This is a genomic window from Clostridium sp. FP1, from assembly GCF_011065975.2.
Lineage (GTDB): Bacteria > Bacillota > Clostridia > Clostridiales > Clostridiaceae > Clostridium_AD > Clostridium_AD tagluense.
Genome location: NZ_JAAMNJ020000001.1, coordinates 917,612 through 936,903, shown reverse-complemented (window position 1 = coordinate 936,903; position 19,292 = coordinate 917,612). Strand labels below are relative to the sequence as shown.

Sequence of the window (19,292 nt, the reverse complement as noted above, 5' to 3'; positions counted from 1 at the left end):
TTAAATGGGGGGGCTTATATTATGTATAGTTTTACAAAGACAATGGATCAAATAAAGTCAATACAAGGAAAACAGACAATATTTTATGCTGCGGAAACCTTAAACACAGTTTGGGAAACAAAACCAGAAATTATAGCAAAATTACTTCCGGCTCCATTAAAACCAGTAAAAGATAAACCATTAGTTTCAACTTTTATAGCAAATTATCCCAAAACAAGCTTTGCTCCTGGATACAAAGAAGCTGGACTATTTATTCTTGCAGAATGTGATGGAGTAGTAGGTAGATACTGTTTATCTATGCCAATAACCGATGGAATGGCAATGTCAATGGGGAGAGAAGTTTGTGGACTTCCAAAAAAAATGGCAAGTATAAATTTTGAAGTTAAAAACGGCACCGCTATAGGGAAAATTAGTCGTAATGGGATAGAATTTTTCACGGTTAACGCTAATCTGTCAGGAAAATTAAATAAAGATGGTAAAACTTCCGAACTTAATGAAGCCATAAGCGAATTTATGTATAATGTAACCTATGCAAAATCATCAGATGGATGCGGTTTCTTATTAAGCCCTACTTTAATAAAACAAAAACTCGCAGTAGCTGAGATAACAGAAAATAAATTAGCTACATCTACTATAGTTATGACCGATTCTCCACATGACCCTTGGGCAGAACTTGAAGTAGTAAGAATGATAGGTTCTCAATATATGGTTAGTACAAATACATTAGAGCCTGGTGAAAATTTGTATTTTAACAAGATTGACCCTATGGGATTTGTTCCATACTCATTCACAAAATGGGATTGGTGGGCTAAATAAATATGCCACATACATCTATATATTGTTTTCTATATAAAAAGCATCAAAAGGAATAGTTATTAATTAAATTTGGATTAATCCTAATTTACTGTTTAGCAAGAGTCCCATCTGGTATATAATAGAAATATAATTGCAGGTCTACTTATAAAAAACTATAATTATAAAAGATATGGAGGAATATAAATGGACAAAATAAAATTAGGACGAACAAATTTAATGGTTACAAGAAGTGGCTTTGGTGCATTACCGGTGCAGAGAGTTTCTTTTGAAGAGGCTAAAAAGATTCTACGAAAAGCTTATGACAATGGTATAAACTTTTTTGATACCGCAAGAGCATATTCTGATAGTGAAGAAAAAATAGGATATTCTCTTGCAGATGTGAGAAATAAAATCATAATTGCAACTAAAAGCCATGCAAATGATAGAAAAACCTTACTTGAGCATTTGCAAATAAGTCTTAAAAATTTAAAAACAGATTATGTAGATATCCTTCAGTTACATAACCCAGATATTCTTCCCAATCCTGAAGATCCAGAAGGCCTCTATGCAGGCCTTCTAGAAGCTAAGAAAAGAGGACTTGTTCGTTTTATAGGAATTACAAATCATAAAATAAAAAATGCAATGGATGCCGCATCTTCAGGATTATATGACACTATACAATTCCCCTTAAGTTCATTATCTGCTGATATTGATTTAAGCTTAATTAAAGAATGTAGTGAAAGAAATGTAGGACTGATTGCAATGAAAGCTCTTTCCGGAGGACTAATAACTAATGCAGCCTCGGCCTTTTCATTTCTAAGGCAATTTGATAACGTTGTACCAATATGGGGAATACAAAGAGAAACTGAGTTAGATGAATTCATTTCTCTTGAAAAAAATCCACCACCATTGGATGAATCCATGTGGTCCATTATTAACAAGGATCGTACTGAACTTTCAGGAGATTTCTGTCGTGCTTGTGGGTATTGTCTTCCATGCCCTGCTGGAATCGAAATTCCCACCTCTGCCCGAATATCACTTCTTCTTAAAAGAGCTCCTTATCAAGGATTTTTAGAGGATAGCTTTAATGAAAAGATGAAGCTTATAAATAATTGCATAGAATGTGGGCACTGTAAAAATCATTGTCCTTATAAGCTTGATACTCCAAATCTTTTAAAAAGAGAATTGAAAAACTACAATGAATTTTATGCTAAACATAAAAACATTTAGTAAGGAGTATAAAACCCGGTTATTTACCAGAAATTCATTTTGATTATTCATAATTGGAACTTTTTTATGATAAGAGTAATATTATATACTAACAAAAGAAATATTAATGGAAGAAACCTAAGAAAAATCATTTTTAATATTTGCCTTCAGAGAGGGGGGAAATATGTATGGGTTGTTGGTGGATACTATTATTATTACTATTTGATGACAATAATTGCGGTAACAATAATTGTTGTTGCAATAGGAATCGCCGTTGTTGCAATAAGAACCGTCGTTGCTAAAATTTTTCATAATGATGACTCTGATACAAACATTAAAAAATAAAGCCAATTTAAGCATTTAAAATAACAGAGACTTTAGCTACTTATGCTAAAGTCTCTTATTTATATGCATATTTTAATCTTTCCTATTCTTCTTTCTTTAACTTCCTCTATTGTAAATATTACATTACCATATTCAATAGTTTTGTTTTCATTTTTCTTTGGAATACATCCCAATAGACTAACTAAAAAACCTCCTATTGTATTGTAATTTTCTGATACTAAATTCAAGTCAAGATTGTCATTTAAGTCGTCTATTGATAGCAATCCACTCACTATATAAGTATTGTTATCAATTTTTCTTATATCAGGTTCGTCATAATCATATTCATCTTCAATATTCCCCATAACTTCTTCTATAAGATCTTTAGTAGTAACTACTCCTGAAAATCCTCCATATTCATCTATCAGTACAGCCATATGATTTTTAGCTTTTTTTAATTCTCTAAATAATTCATCTATATTTTTGCTTTCATTAACAAGGTAAGGAGAATGTAATAGATTCCTAATGTTTATATTTTCAAAACCATTTGTACGAGCCTCTATTATAAAATCTTTCATGTGAAGTATTCCTATGATATTATCAATATCACCGTCATATACTGGCACCCTAGAATATTTCCCCTCTAATAACTCATCTAAAAACTTGGAAGCAGGATCATTTATGTCAATCAAAAACACTTCTGTTCTTGGAGTCATGACTTCTGTAGCTGATTTATCATCAAATTCAATAATGTTATTTATCATTTTTTTTGCAGTTTCGTTTATGGCGCCGCGTTCTTGCCCGACTTTTATAAGTGATTTTATTTCTTCTTTGGATAATTTTTCCTCTATTTTTTTACTATCAATACCAGTAATCTTAACTAAAACATTAGTGGATGCTGAAAGTAACATTGCAAAGGGAAGCATCAATTTAGATACGCAAAGAATGGGTACTACTGAAAACATTGCAATAGCTTCTGATTTTTGCTGTGCTATACGTTTTGGAAACAATTCACCAAATACAATCATTATATAAGATAAACCAATAGTTATGCTAACTAAAGCAATTTGCTTACTATAAGGTACGTTTAAACTGTTTAAAAATTTTGCAAAATCATTAGATATACCCGTAGCTGCAGATGCACTAGATAAAAATCCAGCAAGCGTAATTCCGATTTGAATAGTGGATAAAAATTTTGTTGGCTCTTCAATAAGTTTTACTAAAAGCTGTGCTTTTTTGTTACCCTCCTGTGCAAGATGTTTAATTTTATTTTTGTTTAATGATACCATCGCCATTTCTGCTGATGCAAAGAATGCATTTATCAGTGTTAAAATACCAATTAGTGTAAATTGCGCCATTATATTACTTAGCGCGGGGTCAGGGTTTGAATCCATTAAAAATTCCTCCTCTTAAATAAAAAACTTTCATATTATAATAATAACACTAATCTGAACACTTTATTGATAATATAAAAATTATTATTTAATTTATCCTTTCCTACTCCCCATATTAGTAGAAAATTTAGTCAATACTTTATTTTAATATTTAATTTTTCATTTGTAATCTCTTTGTAAAATTAATTTAATAAAAATAAAAACGCCACAAATTTTTATTATTTGTGACGGTTAATACAAAGAGTGCTCTACTATTTAAAAGTAGATCACCCTAGCCGGTTCATTTTATCTTATTAAATTATTGTTAAGTTTTGTTTCTATATTAAAATATCTTTTCTTGTAAATACTATATGGGATATCAAATAACAAACTATAGATGTAACTATTAAAGTACCGATCCCAAATGCCGTAGTTGCATTAGGGTTATTATATCTCATTGCAACCCCGCCCGTAAGAACTGTTCCTACCGGTCCATAGGAGGTAAACATATATTGTGCTAACTTTTTAAGTGCTGGCATTTCTACTAATATAGTAAGAGCAACTACAATAACTATACTTACACTTACTGAAACCATGCTACTCTTTACTATGGAAGATAGCATAAATGAAACTGACACACAAGTTATTATAAATAATGTCTGCATTAAGAACATTCTAAATACAAATTCTCCAGTAGATATTATATAAGAGGAACCTGCCACTACTACCAACGGATGTCCTCCATAAACACTCTGAGCTAAATCCCATTTATAAGTTGTCCCAGCTATAATTGGGTAGCTTGCATTTCCAAACCCAAATATCAGGCCCATTATTAAAAATGCTAAAAGTTCCACAACTAGTATTAATAAAGTAGCTACTCCCGCCACTGCTATAAACTTAGAAGCTAATACTTTTGCCCTTGAAACTGGCTGAGTAAGTAATATTTTCATAGTAGGTGGCGTAAATTCCCCAGAAACCATATCTCCAGTAAAGACCATTACACCTACTGCTATAAAAATAGTCCCCAGAACCATAAAGAGTGTGTTAATAAAATTAAATGCATTAAGTGTATAGTCTTTTTCAGGTTTTATATTGTTATCATATAAATATTTATCCTTCTGCAATTCTAATTTGATTCTATCTTTTTCATTGCCGTCTATTCCAGCATTATTATCATTTAAACTTTTTTCCAAATTATTAATTTGTTCCTTTAATTGGGTTTTCCAATCCACAGTTTTACCGCTTACCTCCAGCTTAACACGCGATAACTCTCCTTCCATACTGGCAATATTTTCTTTCATACGTTTTTTGTCTAGCTCTGCTACATTATTATTTTTCAAATTTTTCTTCTCATTCACTATAGACTCTTCCATGTTTCTCTGTCTAAATTCAGGACTGTCCCATTGTTTTCTGTTTAAATTCTCCCTATATGTTCCATAGCCTATAGCAATTGTTAATAATATAAAAGCCAGGAATACAATAATTGTCTTCTTCCGCATCATAAGCTTTTTAATTTCATTTGAAATAAGTCTGAATATCATCATACTCTCATCCCCCCCTCAACAAGCTCCATGTACCTTTCTTCAAGCCCCTTATACTTCTTGTATACCTCTGCTACTCGGATTTTATTTTCTGCCAGAGAAAAAATTAATTCTGGAGTTGAATTTTCGTCAAGCTCCACCACTAGGAAGTTTTCATCTCTATGAGTTTCATGGACAAAGGTTAGAGTTTTTAATAACTCTTCGCATTTTTCAATGTCCTTAGTAATTACTACTATCGTATCCTTGTCCTTCCTTATGTCTCCGCCTGTAATGCTTTCCACTGCTTTTATTAAGCCATCGTTTATAAAGGCAACTGTATCACAGAGCTGTTGAACCTCACTTAACATATGAGAAGATATAAATACTGCTGTTTTTAATTCTTTGGCAGCCTTTTTAACTATATCTCTAAAATCCATTATACCTGTTGGATCAAGCCCATTTGTAGGTTCATCTAAAATAAGTAATTTAGGTTTTGAAATCAGAGCCGCCGCAAGACCTAATCTCTGCTTCATTCCAAGGGAATACTTTTTCACCTTATCATCTATTCTATCTTTTAAATTTACAAGTTCAATTACTTCCTCTACATCAGTTTTGCTAATCTTTCTTATAGCTGCGATTTGCATTAAGTTTTGCCTTCCAGTTAAATATGTGTATAATTCCGGATTTTCTACTACAGCTCCAATATTACTTAATGCTTTTTCTCTTTCGTGGCTTATCTCGTGTCCCATAACCGTTATAGACCCTTTATTAGCAGCTATTAAACCTACCATCATTCTAATAGTAGTTGTTTTACCAGCCCCATTTGGCCCTAAAAATCCAAATATCTCTCCCTCTTTTACAGAAAAAGTAATTCCTTTAATGATTTCTCTTTTACCAAGACGCTTGTACACATCTTTTACTTCTAATACATTCACCTTATACACCCCTTACTTACTTGTTATTAAATCTTAAGCATGTTAATGTTATAACATAATTTTCTAAATATCAAGTAATTTTACAATTTGTAATAAATTTTTAATATTTGTTACAAATTATTTAAATACCATAGGTGTCCCATTAGTGCCACCCAAGTAGCAAGTAGCATATTACAAGAAAACAATTTTCTTAAAGTACAAGGAGTATCATCGATATAATAACGATTCTTATCCACATTAAATGGATATATTGTAAATATAGTGATGTGTAAATATGTATACTGTGCTACGCTTTTTATAAATTTAGGTCGTAATTGTATTTTTTTGCGTCTTATATATTTTTCAAATAATAAATAGGTAAAATATGTAGTTTATTTTACCTATTTATAAAATTATTAATAATCCGACTTCATATAAATAACTCATACACTCCGAGAATCATAATAATGCATATTGAAATTATTTCTGAATATCTTGATAACTTATCAGAAATTACCTTTTCACCAATGTAATACCCTATTGGTATAAATGCAAGACTAAAAATCAAAGATGATATAGATGTCATAAAAATGTTTAACCCTGTAATACTTGCCCCTATCCCCAAACCAATATTATTTAAACAAAGAACAATTCCTAAGATAATTGCTTCTTTAAAGTCTATAGTCTTTGAGTTATTTGTATCTATTATTTCTGGGTTTATAAGTGTGTTTTCATATCGTTGAAACTCTGATATATCATCATTGACTTTTTCTGTATTTTTCTTGATGTCAATGTCTTTTCTTAGCCAATTTATTAATAGATATATGCCCAATAATATTAATATGCCACTTCCTATTATATTTGAACATTTTAGGGGAATTAATTGTAAAAGAACTCTTCCAAATAACATTGCTAAAAAAGTGCCGATACCAGAAATAAAAGATATTATAAAGTTATTCATAAAATTTATTCTAACCTTTTTAGCCCCATAACTTAGTCCTACAATAAGATTATCACTGCTTGAGGATATAGCAAAAAGAAAAATTGATAAAATACTCATATAACCCCTCCAAAGTTAAGATATCACGAGATTATAGTATGGTACGACTCATTAAAAGTTTACTTAATGCTAATTTAGTGACTTGAAAAAAGAAGTTACATGTTAGTATACATTCTTCATATAAAACGTAACAATATTACAATTTATGAATTTTTACGTCTCACTTCAATAATATCTAGTCTTATAAGCACAAAAATCACGCTATCTTTAGCGTGATTTCTTTGTTATTTAATATACTATTTTATATAACAATTCTTGGTTTCACTACTAAAACGTAAGCTGTTGATAGAGTACTTATCTCTTTTTTAAGATTATACGCTATCAATTTTTCTTCAATTGAACAGTTTTCTTCATGTATAAAACTTTCAATAAATGATTTGTTTTTTAATGCATCTTTTATATTCTCAATCATCAATCCTTCAGCATCGTTAATAGTTAACTCTCCCTCTCCATATTATTTATAAGTTCTCTATGTACAAATTAATATAGGTACCTTGCTGATTTTTCAACATTTTGTGTTACCATTAAAATATGGATTATATATTCAATTACTTCGAATATGGTATTATTACTACTTGTTGAACTATCCATTACTCTTACTGCATCTGAAAAATCAGGATTAAACATAATTAATTTCATTCAGTTCTTAAGAATTTTCTTTATTATAAGTACAATATTACCATCAACTATAGGTATATGCAACATAAAATCTACAAAATTGTAATAAATAAACATTAAACCGACGTTTTTTTTATGATGGAGATGAAAAAGTGCACTCAAGTGGCAAGTTACATGTTGGTAGTAAAAAAATAATACTGGAATGCAATGCCTTAGTTCCTAAGTATATAGTAAATTGTCGCATATTGTAGTAATATGTTATAAGGTATAAGTAATTTTAAATTAAAGTAGAATTTTTTTAAGGAGCTGGCATAATTATTATGAGTAAAAGTAGAAGTAGACGGACTATGGTATTGGGATATATTTCAATTGCCTGTCTATCATTAATAATAATATTATTTAGTATTTATAGTATGAATAAGGTATGTAATCAATCTGATTTTATTATAAAAAAAATACTTCCAGCAAAAACATTTTCAACGGAAATCTTAACATCACTAATTAATGAAGAAACTTGCATCAGGGCCTATATCATCACAAAAGATAAAAGTTTTTTAGACACCTACTATTTAGGAAGTAAACAAGTACAAGGATACTACAATTCTCTGGATAATTTAAAAGATACACCATTAGGACTGAACACCACTAATCAACTTACTGATCAGATGAAATCCATTGAAACATTTTTTAAACAACAAATAGTATTGGTGGATAATGGTAATTCATATCAATCAAAATTAAATATGAATCAAGGTAAAAGTTTAGTTGATAAATTTAGGGCAACTGATAACATACTAATAAATAAAATTAATTTAGAGGTAAACATTTCACGTAACAAAGTTATAAGTGCTCAAAAGTTTCAACGGTACCTATTGATTTTTTTAGGTAGCCTACTTGCCTTGGTTAATCTTATGTTTATCAGGTATATATGGAATTATACCTATGAAGAAGTTAAGAAGAAAAATGAGCTAAACAATGAATTACAAAAATTGCTAGTTTCACATGAAGAATTTATGGCAAATATTTCGCACGAGCTTAAAACACCATTAAATGTAATTTTTTCTGCTATCCAGTTATTTCAAATGTATTGCCAAAATGGCTCATTAGACCAAAGGCGGGAAACAATTATTAAATATCTTGACTCAATGAAACTAAATTCCTACAGACTATCTAAACTTATAAATAACATAGTGGATTCATCAAAAATTCAAGCAGGGTTCTTTAAATTGAACTTATCAAATAACAATATAGTGGAAGTTGTAGAAGAAATAGTGATGTCTGTAACTAATTTTACAGATATTAAAGGGTTACATATTATTTTTGATACAGATGTAGAAGAAAACATTATTGCTTGTGATCCGGAAATGATACAGAGAATAGTATTAAATCTTATATCAAATGCTATAAAATTCTCGAAAATTGGTGATGAAATATTTGTGGATGTTAAAGATAAAAATAAATTTGTTGAAATCTCTGTTAAAGATAATGGCATTGGCATTGAAGAAAAGAACTTGGATATGATATTTGATAGATTTAAACAGGTAGACAAATCCCTATCAAGAAATGCAGAAGGCACGGGTATTGGCCTTAGTTTAGTTAAGTCTATTGTGGAATTACATGGTGGTAGTATCTATGCTGAAAGTGAATTTGGAAAAGGAAGTAAGTTTACAGTTACTCTTCCGTCCGAGAAAGTACTCCAGGAAAATATGCTATATAGTAACAAGGTTAGAAGTGAAGATGAAAGTATAAAAGTTGAACTTTCAGATGTTTATTCGTAGTATTTACATGATTTAATTATTAATACAAATGGAAGATTATGAACATGAGAAACGTATTTTGCAATAAATTTAAGTGGCTAACTATTTATGTTATTTTTCTATTTAGTATTAACCTTCTTGGTTATAGTTCTAAAGAATTTACCTCTTCAGCTAGTGTAGCAGAGAAAAATTCAGTAAGTGTCCAGATTACAGAAAGTACAGTCATTACATTTTCAGATAAGAACTTAGAGCAAACAATAAGAGATGAGATACAATGCCCTACTGAAGATAATTTAAAGTATGATGTTAATGATATAATAAAACTCCAAAACGCTGGTGACAAAAATAATAGTAATCTATCAGTGAAAAAAGATTCTACTGATTTGGATTTGGATAATAATCAAATTAGTAATGTAAAACCTTAGCTTTCCTAAGGTAAAGCAAAAGAAAACATTCTTCAATTATGAACCTGTAGACTTATAATTTCTAACCCCTATTATCCATAGTCCGTAACTTAAAATCAAAAATACAATGGTATATAATGGTGTTAAAGCTAAAGCTATATTATCTTCTTTCCCTAACAAGTAAAGTAAGGGGTAATATTGAACACAAGCTAAAGGTACAATATATGTGAAAAATTTTAATATAGCACTCCCATATATGTTCATGGGATACTTTCCAAATTCTCTACCTCCGTCAGTGAAAATATTAATAAACTCTAGACCTTCTACCGTAAAAAAACAAAGTGCTGCATAAATAATGTATAACCCCATAAATAAGAAAACTCCCCCTATTATCATCCCAGTATACACAATTACTTTATGTAAATTCCATTCTACTACTCTTGTTGATATTGCATAAATCATAACCAGCAGTGCCTGTACAAATCTTCCCAATGAAGTAAATTCTATAGTTGATACAAATACAAGAAAAATTTCATTACAAGGACGTATCATAATTAAGTCAAACCCTCCACTAGATATGGTATTGGAAAATGTTTTAAACCCATAGGAAAAGCATTCTGCAATGGAATAAGCCATTAAAACTACAGAATAAGATATCAGTACTTCTTCAAATGTAAAACCTTGTACACTATCAAAACGTGCAAATAAATAATATAATCCTAAAAACGATGTAAAAGAGATGAAAAACTGCCCTATGGTTGTTAATATAAAGGAAACTTTGTATTCCATGGCACTTCTTATATGCAATGATAAAAATTTAAAATATAATTTCATTTGATTAACCCCCTTGTACAACGGCATTGTTAACAGCACGTTTCATAAGATATTTACCCAATATAATAAGTAGCGTTAGCCAAAATACTTGTAATAAGATACTAAATAGTATCTCCATTCCCTGAATATTTCCACTATAGATACGAAATGGAGTATTCTGCATTGAGGCAAAAGGTAATAGCTCTACAATATTTTGAATAGACTTCGGTAAAAAAGGAATTGGTATTATTCCACCTGATAAAAATTCCATAAGCGATAGTGCCACAATTCTAATTCCCATAGGTGACAGTGTAAAAAATGTAATCACATAAATCAACATGGAAAATGCTACAACTATACCAAAACCTAAAACCATGGAGATTAAAAAGGTCACTGTTAAATTCAAGCTTGTTATCATGCTTAAGTTATAAGGTTTTGGCAATATAGATGCTACCACTAAAATTGGTATACAACGAATTGCCGTTTTAGAAAAGCGACTAGACAAGCTCTTTATATACCACATATTGTACAAATCAAGAGGTCTACAAAGCTCATATGCTATGCCTCCTGATGTAATTAACTCTATAATATCTGCATCCAAAAACCAAGTCATAAACAAATTCATGAAAGCCTGTTGTAGCCAAAAATAAGATGATAATTGTGCAAGTCCCATAGGAAATGCTTCTGGACTTGAAATATAAAAGGCCCTGTATAATAGTATTTGCATTAATCCCCAGGTGAATTGTGTAATAATACCCGCTAGCGCAGCAGCACGATATTGAATTCCGCAGTTAAAACGGATTTTAAAAAAGGATATATACACTTTACCATCATTAAATTTATTTTTAATTCTATTACTAAAGCATGGCTTTAGACCTTCATTTTCTATTCTCATACTGCATATTCCTCATATAAAGATAGGACAATTTCCTCTGCACTTGTTCCAGTTATAGAAATATCTATAACCTCTAGCCTGCTACATAAAAAACTAATGGTATGTGAAAGACTTGTAACCTCTGTATCTACAGTTATAATTACCCTCCCTTGAACATGTTCTAATATTTGAATTCCATCTAATTCTACCTTATTTTCTTCTTGGAACAATTTCAAAGAAATTTCTCCTTTATAATAAACTTTTATTCTCTTATTTTTAGAATATTTTTTCTTTAGCATATCCATGGTTCCATCTAACAAAATTTTCCCTTTACCAATAAATATGATACGGTTTGTCATAGCTTCAATATCTTGCATATCATGAGTTGTCAGTATAATTGTTGTTTTATATTCTTTATTAATGTCTGAAATAAAATTTCTAACAGCAATTTTAGACACTGCATCTAGTCCGATGGTAGGTTCATCTAAAAATAGTATTTTAGGATTATGTAATAAAGAAGCCCCAAGCTCACATTTCATACGCTGACCTAATGACAGTTGCCTTGCAGGTACCTTTAACAAATCACCAATATTTATTAATTCTGAAAGTTCATTAACTCTTTTGTTATATTTATTAGTATCAATATGATAAAGTTCTTTTAGTAATAAAAATGAATCGCCCACCGGAACATCCCACCACAATTGAGAACGTTGTCCAAATACGACACCAATTTCTTTTACATGGTTCACTCTGTCTTTCCATGGTATCCTACCATTAATAATACAGCTTCCACTATCTGGCCTTAATATACCGCTCATAATTTTAATTGTACTACTTTTGCCAGCTCCATTTGGTCCAATATATCCAACCATTTCACCATCTTTTATGTTAAGTGAAATATCTTGTAGCGCATGAACAATATGATACTCTTTGTGAAATAGCGCCTTGGCTGCTGACTTAAGACCTGGTTCTCGTTTTGCTATGCGATAATCCTTGTTAATATGTGATAACGAGATCATTAATTCACCCCCAAAAATAATTTTAAAGTACAATATACCATTTTTTCTAATTATAATCAATAAAAAAAGAAGCTACCTTAAAGTAAGAACCTTTATGAATTCTAGGCTCTTTACTTTAATAGCTCCTTTTATATTAATTACTATAAAATTAACTAGTTATTTCTAGCCTTTTCCATTGCTGCTGTACCATTTTTTTGCGCATCTTTTAATGCATCTTCAACAGATTTTTTCCCGCTGAATACTAAGTCTAATTGTTTTCCTAGTTCATCTAGTGCATTAATACTACCAATACTTCTAGCACCTTGAAAACCTTTATCCATGCATTTAAATGAAAGTTGCTTGATTGGTTTTGCTGCAAGTACTGCACTAAATACAGGGTCCTTCTGTGCAGATTTTCTTACTGGAATATAGCCTGTTTGAGCAGCAAAATAAGCCGTATTTTCTGTATTTGTTAGGAATTTTATATATTCAAAGGCTGCTTGTTTTTGCGTATCTGTAGCTTTATTAAATACTGCAATATTTGTACCATAATATAATTGATTATTTGTTAGATTTCCTGGTAGAGCTGCTGCATCAATTGTAATACCTTGCTTTGTACTCTCTTCAATGTAAGGAAGTGCTGATGTAGATGCAACACACATTGCTGCACGTCCATCTTGTATTGGGACATTAGCATTACCGTCATCACCAGCTAAACGAGCTGTTTTATTTTTAATCATTCCACTTAAAAAATCCACAGCTACTTTTGTTTCTTTTTTATCAAAATATAGTTCATTTGTTTTTTCGTTCATTTCTTCTCCGCCGGCTTGTTTTAACCATGGTGCAATATCTGTAGAAAGGTTGTTTGCAAATACACAACCATATACTTCTGGCTTACCATCACCATCTTTATCTACAGTAAGTTTCTTAGCTGCAGCTGCCCACTCAGTCCAAGTAGTTGGAACTGCAATACCTGCGTCTTTAAACATTTTCACATTATAGTAAAGAACCATTTGACTTTTATTAAAGGGCATAGCCAATTGTTTTCCGTCCCAAATACCATCATCTAAGAACATCTTTGGAATATCCGTGTAATCCTTATCTGTAAAACCTGTTTTTGAATCTTTCATATACGGCGTTAAATCTGTTACTAAATCTTTAGATACATACCATGAAAGACGATTTGAATAAACTTGTGAAATTGTAGGCATTTGTCCTGCCTTTGCAGAGGCCATTAATTTATCAAATAAGTCTAAATACTTTCCTTGGTTTTGTAACTTTACAGTAACCTTTGGATTCTGCTTCATAAAGTCATCTGTAATTTTTTGCATTGCTTTCTCGTTTTTATCAGCCATTGCATGCCAAAATGTAATTTCTACAGGCTCTGTTATCTTTGTTGCAAGTACCTTTGTCTCTGACACAGTTCCTGTTGATTTTTTAGTGGTATCTGCTGCTTTTTTACCACAGCCTACCATCATCGTAGTCATTACTGACATCGCTAATACAACTGATAATATTCTTTTATTCTTCATAATAATATAATCCCCCTCGTATTTTAAATATATATATTAAAAACAAATATGTTTCCTTCACAAACTTGTTTTAATAACCAATTTTTTCATCCTTTGAGCCCTGATTTACTAATACCCTTTATAATGTGTTTTTGTGTAAATAAATATAAAATAATAACAGGTGCAACCATCATTACAGAAAATGCCATGAGTACGTTATACCTTGTCCCCGCTTCACTTGAAAAAGCAGCTAAGGCAACTGGCAAAGTTCGCATTTCCTTTGTATTTGTTGTAATTAGCGGCCACATATAAGAGTTCCAGCTATTAATAAATTTTAATATAGCAATAGATACTAGTGTTGGCATTGATAATGGTACTAGTATTGTAAAAAGATAACGAAAATCTGAACATCCGTCCATCTTCGCTGACTTATAATAAGAATATGGAACAGTTGAAAACTGTTGCCTTAATAAAAATATTGAAAAAATACTAGCACACCAAGGAAAAATTAATGCTTTATAGCTATTAATCCATCCAAATTTACTTAATGTTACGTAATTTGGAATCATAAGTATTTCACTAGGTACCATCATAGTTGCTACCAAAATAATAAATAATATGTTTTTATATCCAAAGGGTATATATGAAAAAGCATAGGATGCTAATATTGTTGTAAATAGTTCTCCTAAAGTAACGCAAACAGCCACTAAAATACTATTAAATAAGTATCTTTGAAATGGCACTGTCACTAGTGCCTCTTTAAAATTTTCCCACATAAATTTTGAAGGAATCCATTTTGGTGGCATAGACATTACTTCATTTGCAGGCTTTACAGCAGTTAATAACATCCAAATAAATGGTAACAATACCCATGTGGTTCCAACGATCAAAATAAAATAAAATAAGATACTCACCAATGAAACTTTTTTCTTTTGTAATTTAATAGGTTTCATATCTATTCCTCCTTATGCGCCCTTGTAAATACAAACTGAATAATAGTTAAGATTAATATCATAATAAATAAAATAAATGCTGCCGCCGATGCCGTTGCAAATTCCCAGTGGCGATAAAACTTATCAAAAATATAATAAACTATAGTCAAGCCACTTTGTAATGGCCCAGGCTTCTGACTATATAAAATGTACACCTCATCAAATAATTTAAAAGCACCAATAATAGATGTAATAGATAGAAATACCATAGTAGGCTTTATAATAGGAATTGTTATATTCCATATTCTATGGAATTTAGATGCTCCGTCCATTCTAGCAGCCAGCTCATAACGTTTGTCAACACTTTGAAGCCCAGCTAAAATAATAATAATTTTATAGCCAAGACCCTTCCATATACTTAAGGCTACTAAAATAGGTATAGTCATTCTAGCATCTGTAAGCCAACTGACCTTAGCCATTCCAATCACACCTAAAAAAGCATTTGCAAGCCCATAATCATTATTAAGCATCCATCGCCATACAATGGATACAGCCGTTGTTGATGTAACAAAAGGTAAAAAATATGCACTGACGAAAAACTTTTTAAATCTAATATTTGTATTTAATATCAAAGCAATAATTAAAGCTACAATAATTCCCAGTGGTGCAGCGAAAAATGCAAAAACACATGTATTTCTAAGTGCCAAATGAAAATCCGGATCCTTTAGAACATAAACAAAATTACTTAATCCTGTTTGATATATCCTATCAGTTAAATAATCAAACTTTGTGTAAAATCCCATGGTAAAGGACTTAAAAATAGGATAAAATTGAAATATTCCAATTATAACTAAGGCCGGTAAAAGATAAAGAAGTGCTCTCATATTATTATTTTTCAACTTAATCTTTTTCATACTTACAACACTCCTTGAATTTATAAAATACGTATAATAAGCAGCAAATATTTAAAATAAAGCCTTTTAATTAAATATATGTATACGTTTTATATGAAAATCTACATGATCACCAATAGCATAATTATGATCCCAACTTACACAAGCTTTTAAGATTATATTCTCTACTGAAAATTTAATATGGACCTCTTTTCCAAGGGTTTGTATACTTACAATTGTTCCTGACACTCCACTCTTATTCTCAGATAAAATTAAATCCTCTGGGCGAATCCCTAATAGGTGATTACCACTGTCATAGTTTTTAAAATTATTAATATAATCTGCTTGTACTTGTATTTTTTTATCTGTTGCTATTATAAATAGCTTTTTATTATCTAAAATACCATTTATAAAATTCATTGATGGGTTACCTAAGAACCCTGCTACAAATCTATTTTCAGGCTCCATATACATTTTTTTTGGTGATGAATACTGCTGTAGCTTACCCTTATCTAGCAATAATATCTTATCTGAAATACTAAGGGCCTCTTCTTGATCATGGGTGACAAATATAGTTGTAATCTGTAATTTTTTTTGTAAACTGCGAATTTCATCTCTAAGCTCAATACGAAGTCTTGCATCTAGATTCGATAGTGGTTCATCCAATAATAATATTTTAGGATCTTTTACTAAAGCCCTAGCAATTGCCACACGTTGTTGTTGCCCTCCAGATAATTTGGAAGGCTTACGGTGCAATAACTCCTCAATTTGCAAAACCTTAACAACTTGACTTACCTTTTCTAATCGGCGCTTCTTGTTCCACTTACGCATCTTTAATGGGAACTCTATATTTTCCATAACAGACATATGAGGATAAAGCGCATAATCTTGAAACACCATCCCAATATCTCTATGTTCTGCTTGCACATCATTTACGTTTACTCCATCAAAATATATATTACCCTCCGTTGGCTTATCCAATCCTGCAATCATAGATAAGGTTGTACTCTTCCCACAACCACTTGGTCCTAATAGGCATACTAAGCTTCCATCTTCAATATGAACATTTAGCTGGTTAACCGCTAGCACCTCTTTATATTCTTTTGATACATTTTCTAATCGTATTTTCACGAATTTGCACCTCTAATCAATTCCAATTATTTTCTCTAATGCATCCTTTAAGCCTATCATAGGTAAATCTATACCATTCTCCTTCATCATTTCTTGCAACACTTCCATGAAAACACCTTTTTCATTCTTCACATTAACCTTATTTATCACTTCACTAATATCATCCAATCCTGAAAATTCTCCGCCCCATTCACCACAGCATGTAATATTTACACCACAGCTTGGACTTCCATCAATTCCAATAATACCAAGAACTTCGAATTTATCTATCTCACCTATATATTCCTTCATCTGTAATATGATTGGCTCTAGCATTCTTCTACAGTTATCTCTGAAAAAAGAATTATCAAATTGCTTCTTTGTATGACCCCACCGATTAGAACCATACTGATTAAATTCTGGACAAGGCAACTGAAGAAAATGTACATCTTCTTTAATTGCTGCACACAAAAAATTTTTTCTATCTATTTCTTCCTGGGTAATATCTTTTTTATTATAATAAACCACTTTTGATGCAGTATTTAATACACAATGACTTACAATAATAATTTTCTTTCTTTCCATAATTTTTCCTCCATATATATTAAAATACATTTTATTTTATTACATTAAATTTAAATATAGCACATCTTCTTTATCATTAAAAATTCAAAATACTAATAGTTGTAAATATATCAATAGATATTTCCTATAAGACAAGCGGCACCTAACATGTGGAATGAAAAAAATAAGCACCAAAGATCAAAATAAATCCTTAGTGCTTATTAACTCTATGTATATTTTATTTTTTATTTGGTGATTTTTGGTTTTCTTTTTTTTCCCTTTCTTCCTTTTCAACTCTTTTCGGAAAAACAAAACTAAAATAAACAAATCCTACAATTAATATTCCAACAGTAATTGCTACCATTATATCTTGACCATTCATATAATTACCTCCTCATATTGGTACCCGTGGCTACCGCTATCTATTAGCGTTTACAAATAATTTTATCAAAAAACAAAAAGGTGGGGAACTCAAATAAGAGTTTCCCACCCTAGAAACAAATTTCTTGGAATCAAACCTAAGTTTGTCCAACCGATAAAAAATATTATATTAATATAATACTACAAAACTCATATTAATTCAATTTTCCACTGAAATATTAGGTACACCCAGGTGGCAAGTGGCATGTTAGTAGAGCCTTTTAAAACTTCTTGTACCTATAATATAAATTTTTCAATAGCTTTTGCCACTCCATCATTATCATTATCTAAAGTTACATATTCAGCTACATCTTTAAGTTCCTCTATAGCATTTCCCATTGCAATTCCAAGACCTGCATAAGTTATCATTTCAATATCATTTGCCTCATCTCCAATGCATATTATCTCTTCTTTTTTAATCCCTAACATATCCCCTAAAACTTTTACACCGTATCCCTTATTACAATCTTTATCCATAACTTCTAATACTATAGGCATAGTCTTTACCACATTATATTCACTATAAAATTCTTTTGGTAACTCAAGCATTTTTTTTTCAAGAAGTTCCTCTGTCTGAGAAAATAATATCTTAGTAATCTCATCCTCATCATTAACATCCCTATTAAAATTAAGAATTTTAACAGGGGTTCCAACGTATTCTGTTTCAAACCTTGTAAACTCATTTTCCTCTGATGCAATAGAACCTTCATGAGTATACGCAATCATATTAAGTCCAAATTCCATGCTTAAAGCATGAGCCTTTACTAAGTCCCTACCCTTTAATCCTTTATAGTTAATGCATTCAAAATCACTGGTTCTATATATAGTTCCCCCATTATTTGCAATAAGGTACTCATTTTCTCCTCTTAAATGGACTTCATCTAAAAATTTATCCAACCCATTAAGTCCTCTTCCAGATGTTATAACAACCTTAACACCTTTTTCTATAGCCTTTTTTATTGCTGCCTTGTTCCCTTTTGAAATAACTTTATTACTATTTAGTAATGTGCCATCCATATCAATAGCTAATAGCTTGTACATACTTTCCCTCCTAGCATTTTTTCTTTAATACTTATTAATTAGGCATCTTGAAAAAATAACTAACCATTATGAGTAGTTTTTATCAGATGCCTAAATATATAAAATATCACGCTAGGTATTACCCTATGACGCTAAATTATACCATCTTCAAATACTTCCTCT

Annotated in this window: 21 protein-coding genes and 1 other annotated feature; of the genes, 5 read left to right on the top strand and 16 right to left on the bottom strand. The window is 30.7% G+C overall.

From position 1 onward, the window contains the following. Positions 1–21: 21 nt before the first annotated feature. The 3 genes from G9F70_RS04690 (at position 22) to G9F70_RS04680 (ending at position 2,349) form a co-directional block, all read left to right on the top strand. Positions 22–816, top strand: a complete 795-nt coding sequence (locus tag G9F70_RS04690) for an acetoacetate decarboxylase family protein (RefSeq protein WP_164944771.1) — start codon at positions 22–24, stop codon at positions 814–816. Between the two features lie 183 nt (positions 817–999). Continuing rightward, positions 1,000–2,025, top strand: coding sequence for an aldo/keto reductase (locus G9F70_RS04685; RefSeq protein WP_164944772.1), 1,026 nt, complete (start codon positions 1,000–1,002; stop codon positions 2,023–2,025). A 39-nt stretch (positions 2,026–2,064) separates the two neighbouring features. Continuing rightward, entirely contained in the window at positions 2,065–2,349 is a 285-nt protein-coding gene (locus tag G9F70_RS04680; RefSeq protein WP_224617418.1) for a hypothetical protein, read from the top strand. Positions 2,350–2,408: 59 nt separating this feature from the next. Here the strand turns inward: G9F70_RS04680 and G9F70_RS04675 are convergent, their stop codons facing one another. From G9F70_RS04675 to G9F70_RS04650, 6 genes are all read right to left on the bottom strand, one after another. Then, positions 2,409–3,722 (bottom strand): hemolysin family protein, encoded by a 1,314-nt coding sequence (locus G9F70_RS04675; RefSeq protein WP_164944774.1) that lies wholly within the window; start codon positions 3,720–3,722, stop codon positions 2,409–2,411. A 317-nt stretch (positions 3,723–4,039) separates the two neighbouring features. After that, positions 4,040–5,245, bottom strand: coding sequence for an ABC transporter permease (locus tag G9F70_RS04670; protein WP_164944775.1), 1,206 nt, complete (start codon positions 5,243–5,245; stop codon positions 4,040–4,042). Further along, entirely contained in the window at positions 5,242–6,156 is a 915-nt protein-coding gene (locus G9F70_RS04665) for an ABC transporter ATP-binding protein (protein WP_164944776.1), read from the bottom strand. The genes G9F70_RS04670 and G9F70_RS04665 overlap by 4 nt, the downstream gene beginning before the upstream one ends. A gap of 409 nt (positions 6,157–6,565) precedes the next feature. Beyond that, positions 6,566–7,195, bottom strand: a complete 630-nt coding sequence (gene ytaF / locus G9F70_RS04660) for a sporulation membrane protein YtaF (RefSeq protein ID WP_164944777.1) — start codon at positions 7,193–7,195, stop codon at positions 6,566–6,568. Between the two features lie 241 nt (positions 7,196–7,436). Continuing rightward, positions 7,437–7,607, bottom strand: a complete 171-nt coding sequence (locus G9F70_RS04655) for a hypothetical protein (RefSeq protein ID WP_164944778.1) — start codon at positions 7,605–7,607, stop codon at positions 7,437–7,439. Positions 7,608–7,675: 68 nt separating this feature from the next. Further along, on the bottom strand, positions 7,676–7,822 hold the full coding sequence (locus G9F70_RS04650; RefSeq protein ID WP_164944779.1) for a hypothetical protein: 147 nt from the start codon (positions 7,820–7,822) through the stop codon (positions 7,676–7,678). 311 nt (positions 7,823–8,133) lie between these two features. Between G9F70_RS04650 and G9F70_RS04645 the strand changes: the two genes are divergently transcribed. Together G9F70_RS04645 and G9F70_RS04640 are read left to right on the top strand one after the other, a co-directional pair. After that, positions 8,134–9,591 carry an ATP-binding protein gene (locus G9F70_RS04645; protein WP_224617417.1) on the top strand — a complete coding sequence of 486 codons (1,458 nt, stop codon included), beginning with the start codon at positions 8,134–8,136 and terminating at the stop codon, positions 9,589–9,591. Between the two features lie 44 nt (positions 9,592–9,635). Then, entirely contained in the window at positions 9,636–9,995 is a 360-nt protein-coding gene (locus G9F70_RS04640) for a hypothetical protein (RefSeq protein ID WP_164944780.1), read from the top strand. Between the two features lie 36 nt (positions 9,996–10,031). Here the strand turns inward: G9F70_RS04640 and G9F70_RS04635 are convergent, their stop codons facing one another. The 10 genes from G9F70_RS04635 to G9F70_RS04590 all read right to left on the bottom strand — a co-directional run bounded on the left by G9F70_RS04635 (position 10,032) and on the right by G9F70_RS04590 (position 19,130). Further along, positions 10,032–10,808, bottom strand: a complete 777-nt coding sequence (locus G9F70_RS04635) for an ABC transporter permease (protein WP_164944781.1) — start codon at positions 10,806–10,808, stop codon at positions 10,032–10,034. 4 nt (positions 10,809–10,812) lie between these two features. Then, complete coding sequence (locus tag G9F70_RS04630) at positions 10,813–11,682, bottom strand: ABC transporter permease (RefSeq protein ID WP_224617416.1); 870 nt, start codon at positions 11,680–11,682, stop codon at positions 10,813–10,815. Continuing rightward, positions 11,679–12,680, bottom strand: coding sequence for an ATP-binding cassette domain-containing protein (locus tag G9F70_RS04625; protein ID WP_164944782.1), 1,002 nt, complete (start codon positions 12,678–12,680; stop codon positions 11,679–11,681). The genes G9F70_RS04630 and G9F70_RS04625 overlap by 4 nt, the downstream gene beginning before the upstream one ends. 152 nt (positions 12,681–12,832) lie before the next feature. Beyond that, on the bottom strand, positions 12,833–14,191 hold the full coding sequence (locus G9F70_RS04620; protein ID WP_164944783.1) for an ABC transporter substrate-binding protein: 1,359 nt from the start codon (positions 14,189–14,191) through the stop codon (positions 12,833–12,835). An 86-nt stretch (positions 14,192–14,277) separates the two neighbouring features. Further along, the gene (locus G9F70_RS04615; protein ID WP_164944784.1) at positions 14,278–15,123 is read right to left on the bottom strand and encodes a carbohydrate ABC transporter permease; all 846 of its coding nucleotides are present in this window, start codon (positions 15,121–15,123) and stop codon (positions 14,278–14,280) included. Positions 15,124–15,125: 2 nt separating this feature from the next. Further along, positions 15,126–16,016: a carbohydrate ABC transporter permease gene (locus G9F70_RS04610; RefSeq protein ID WP_164944785.1), complete on the bottom strand. Its 891-nt coding sequence runs from the start codon at positions 16,014–16,016 to the stop codon at positions 15,126–15,128. Between the two features lie 66 nt (positions 16,017–16,082). Then, complete coding sequence (locus tag G9F70_RS27225; protein WP_164944786.1) at positions 16,083–17,126, bottom strand: ABC transporter ATP-binding protein; 1,044 nt, start codon at positions 17,124–17,126, stop codon at positions 16,083–16,085. A gap of 12 nt (positions 17,127–17,138) precedes the next feature. Further along, positions 17,139–17,690, bottom strand: coding sequence for a CD3072 family TudS-related putative desulfidase (locus G9F70_RS04600; RefSeq protein WP_164944787.1), 552 nt, complete (start codon positions 17,688–17,690; stop codon positions 17,139–17,141). Positions 17,691–17,907: 217 nt separating this feature from the next. Next, positions 17,908–18,051 (bottom strand): hypothetical protein, encoded by a 144-nt coding sequence (locus tag G9F70_RS04595; protein WP_164944788.1) that lies wholly within the window; start codon positions 18,049–18,051, stop codon positions 17,908–17,910. A 98-nt stretch (positions 18,052–18,149) separates the two neighbouring features. Further along, positions 18,150–18,203 (bottom strand) — a sequence feature (sodium ion sensor (DUF1646 type); this cis-regulatory element may regulate processes involved in with the transportation of sodium ions). Positions 18,204–18,326: 123 nt separating this feature from the next. Continuing rightward, positions 18,327–19,130 (bottom strand): Cof-type HAD-IIB family hydrolase, encoded by an 804-nt coding sequence (locus G9F70_RS04590; RefSeq protein WP_164944789.1) that lies wholly within the window; start codon positions 19,128–19,130, stop codon positions 18,327–18,329. Positions 19,131–19,292: the final 162 nt, after the last annotated feature.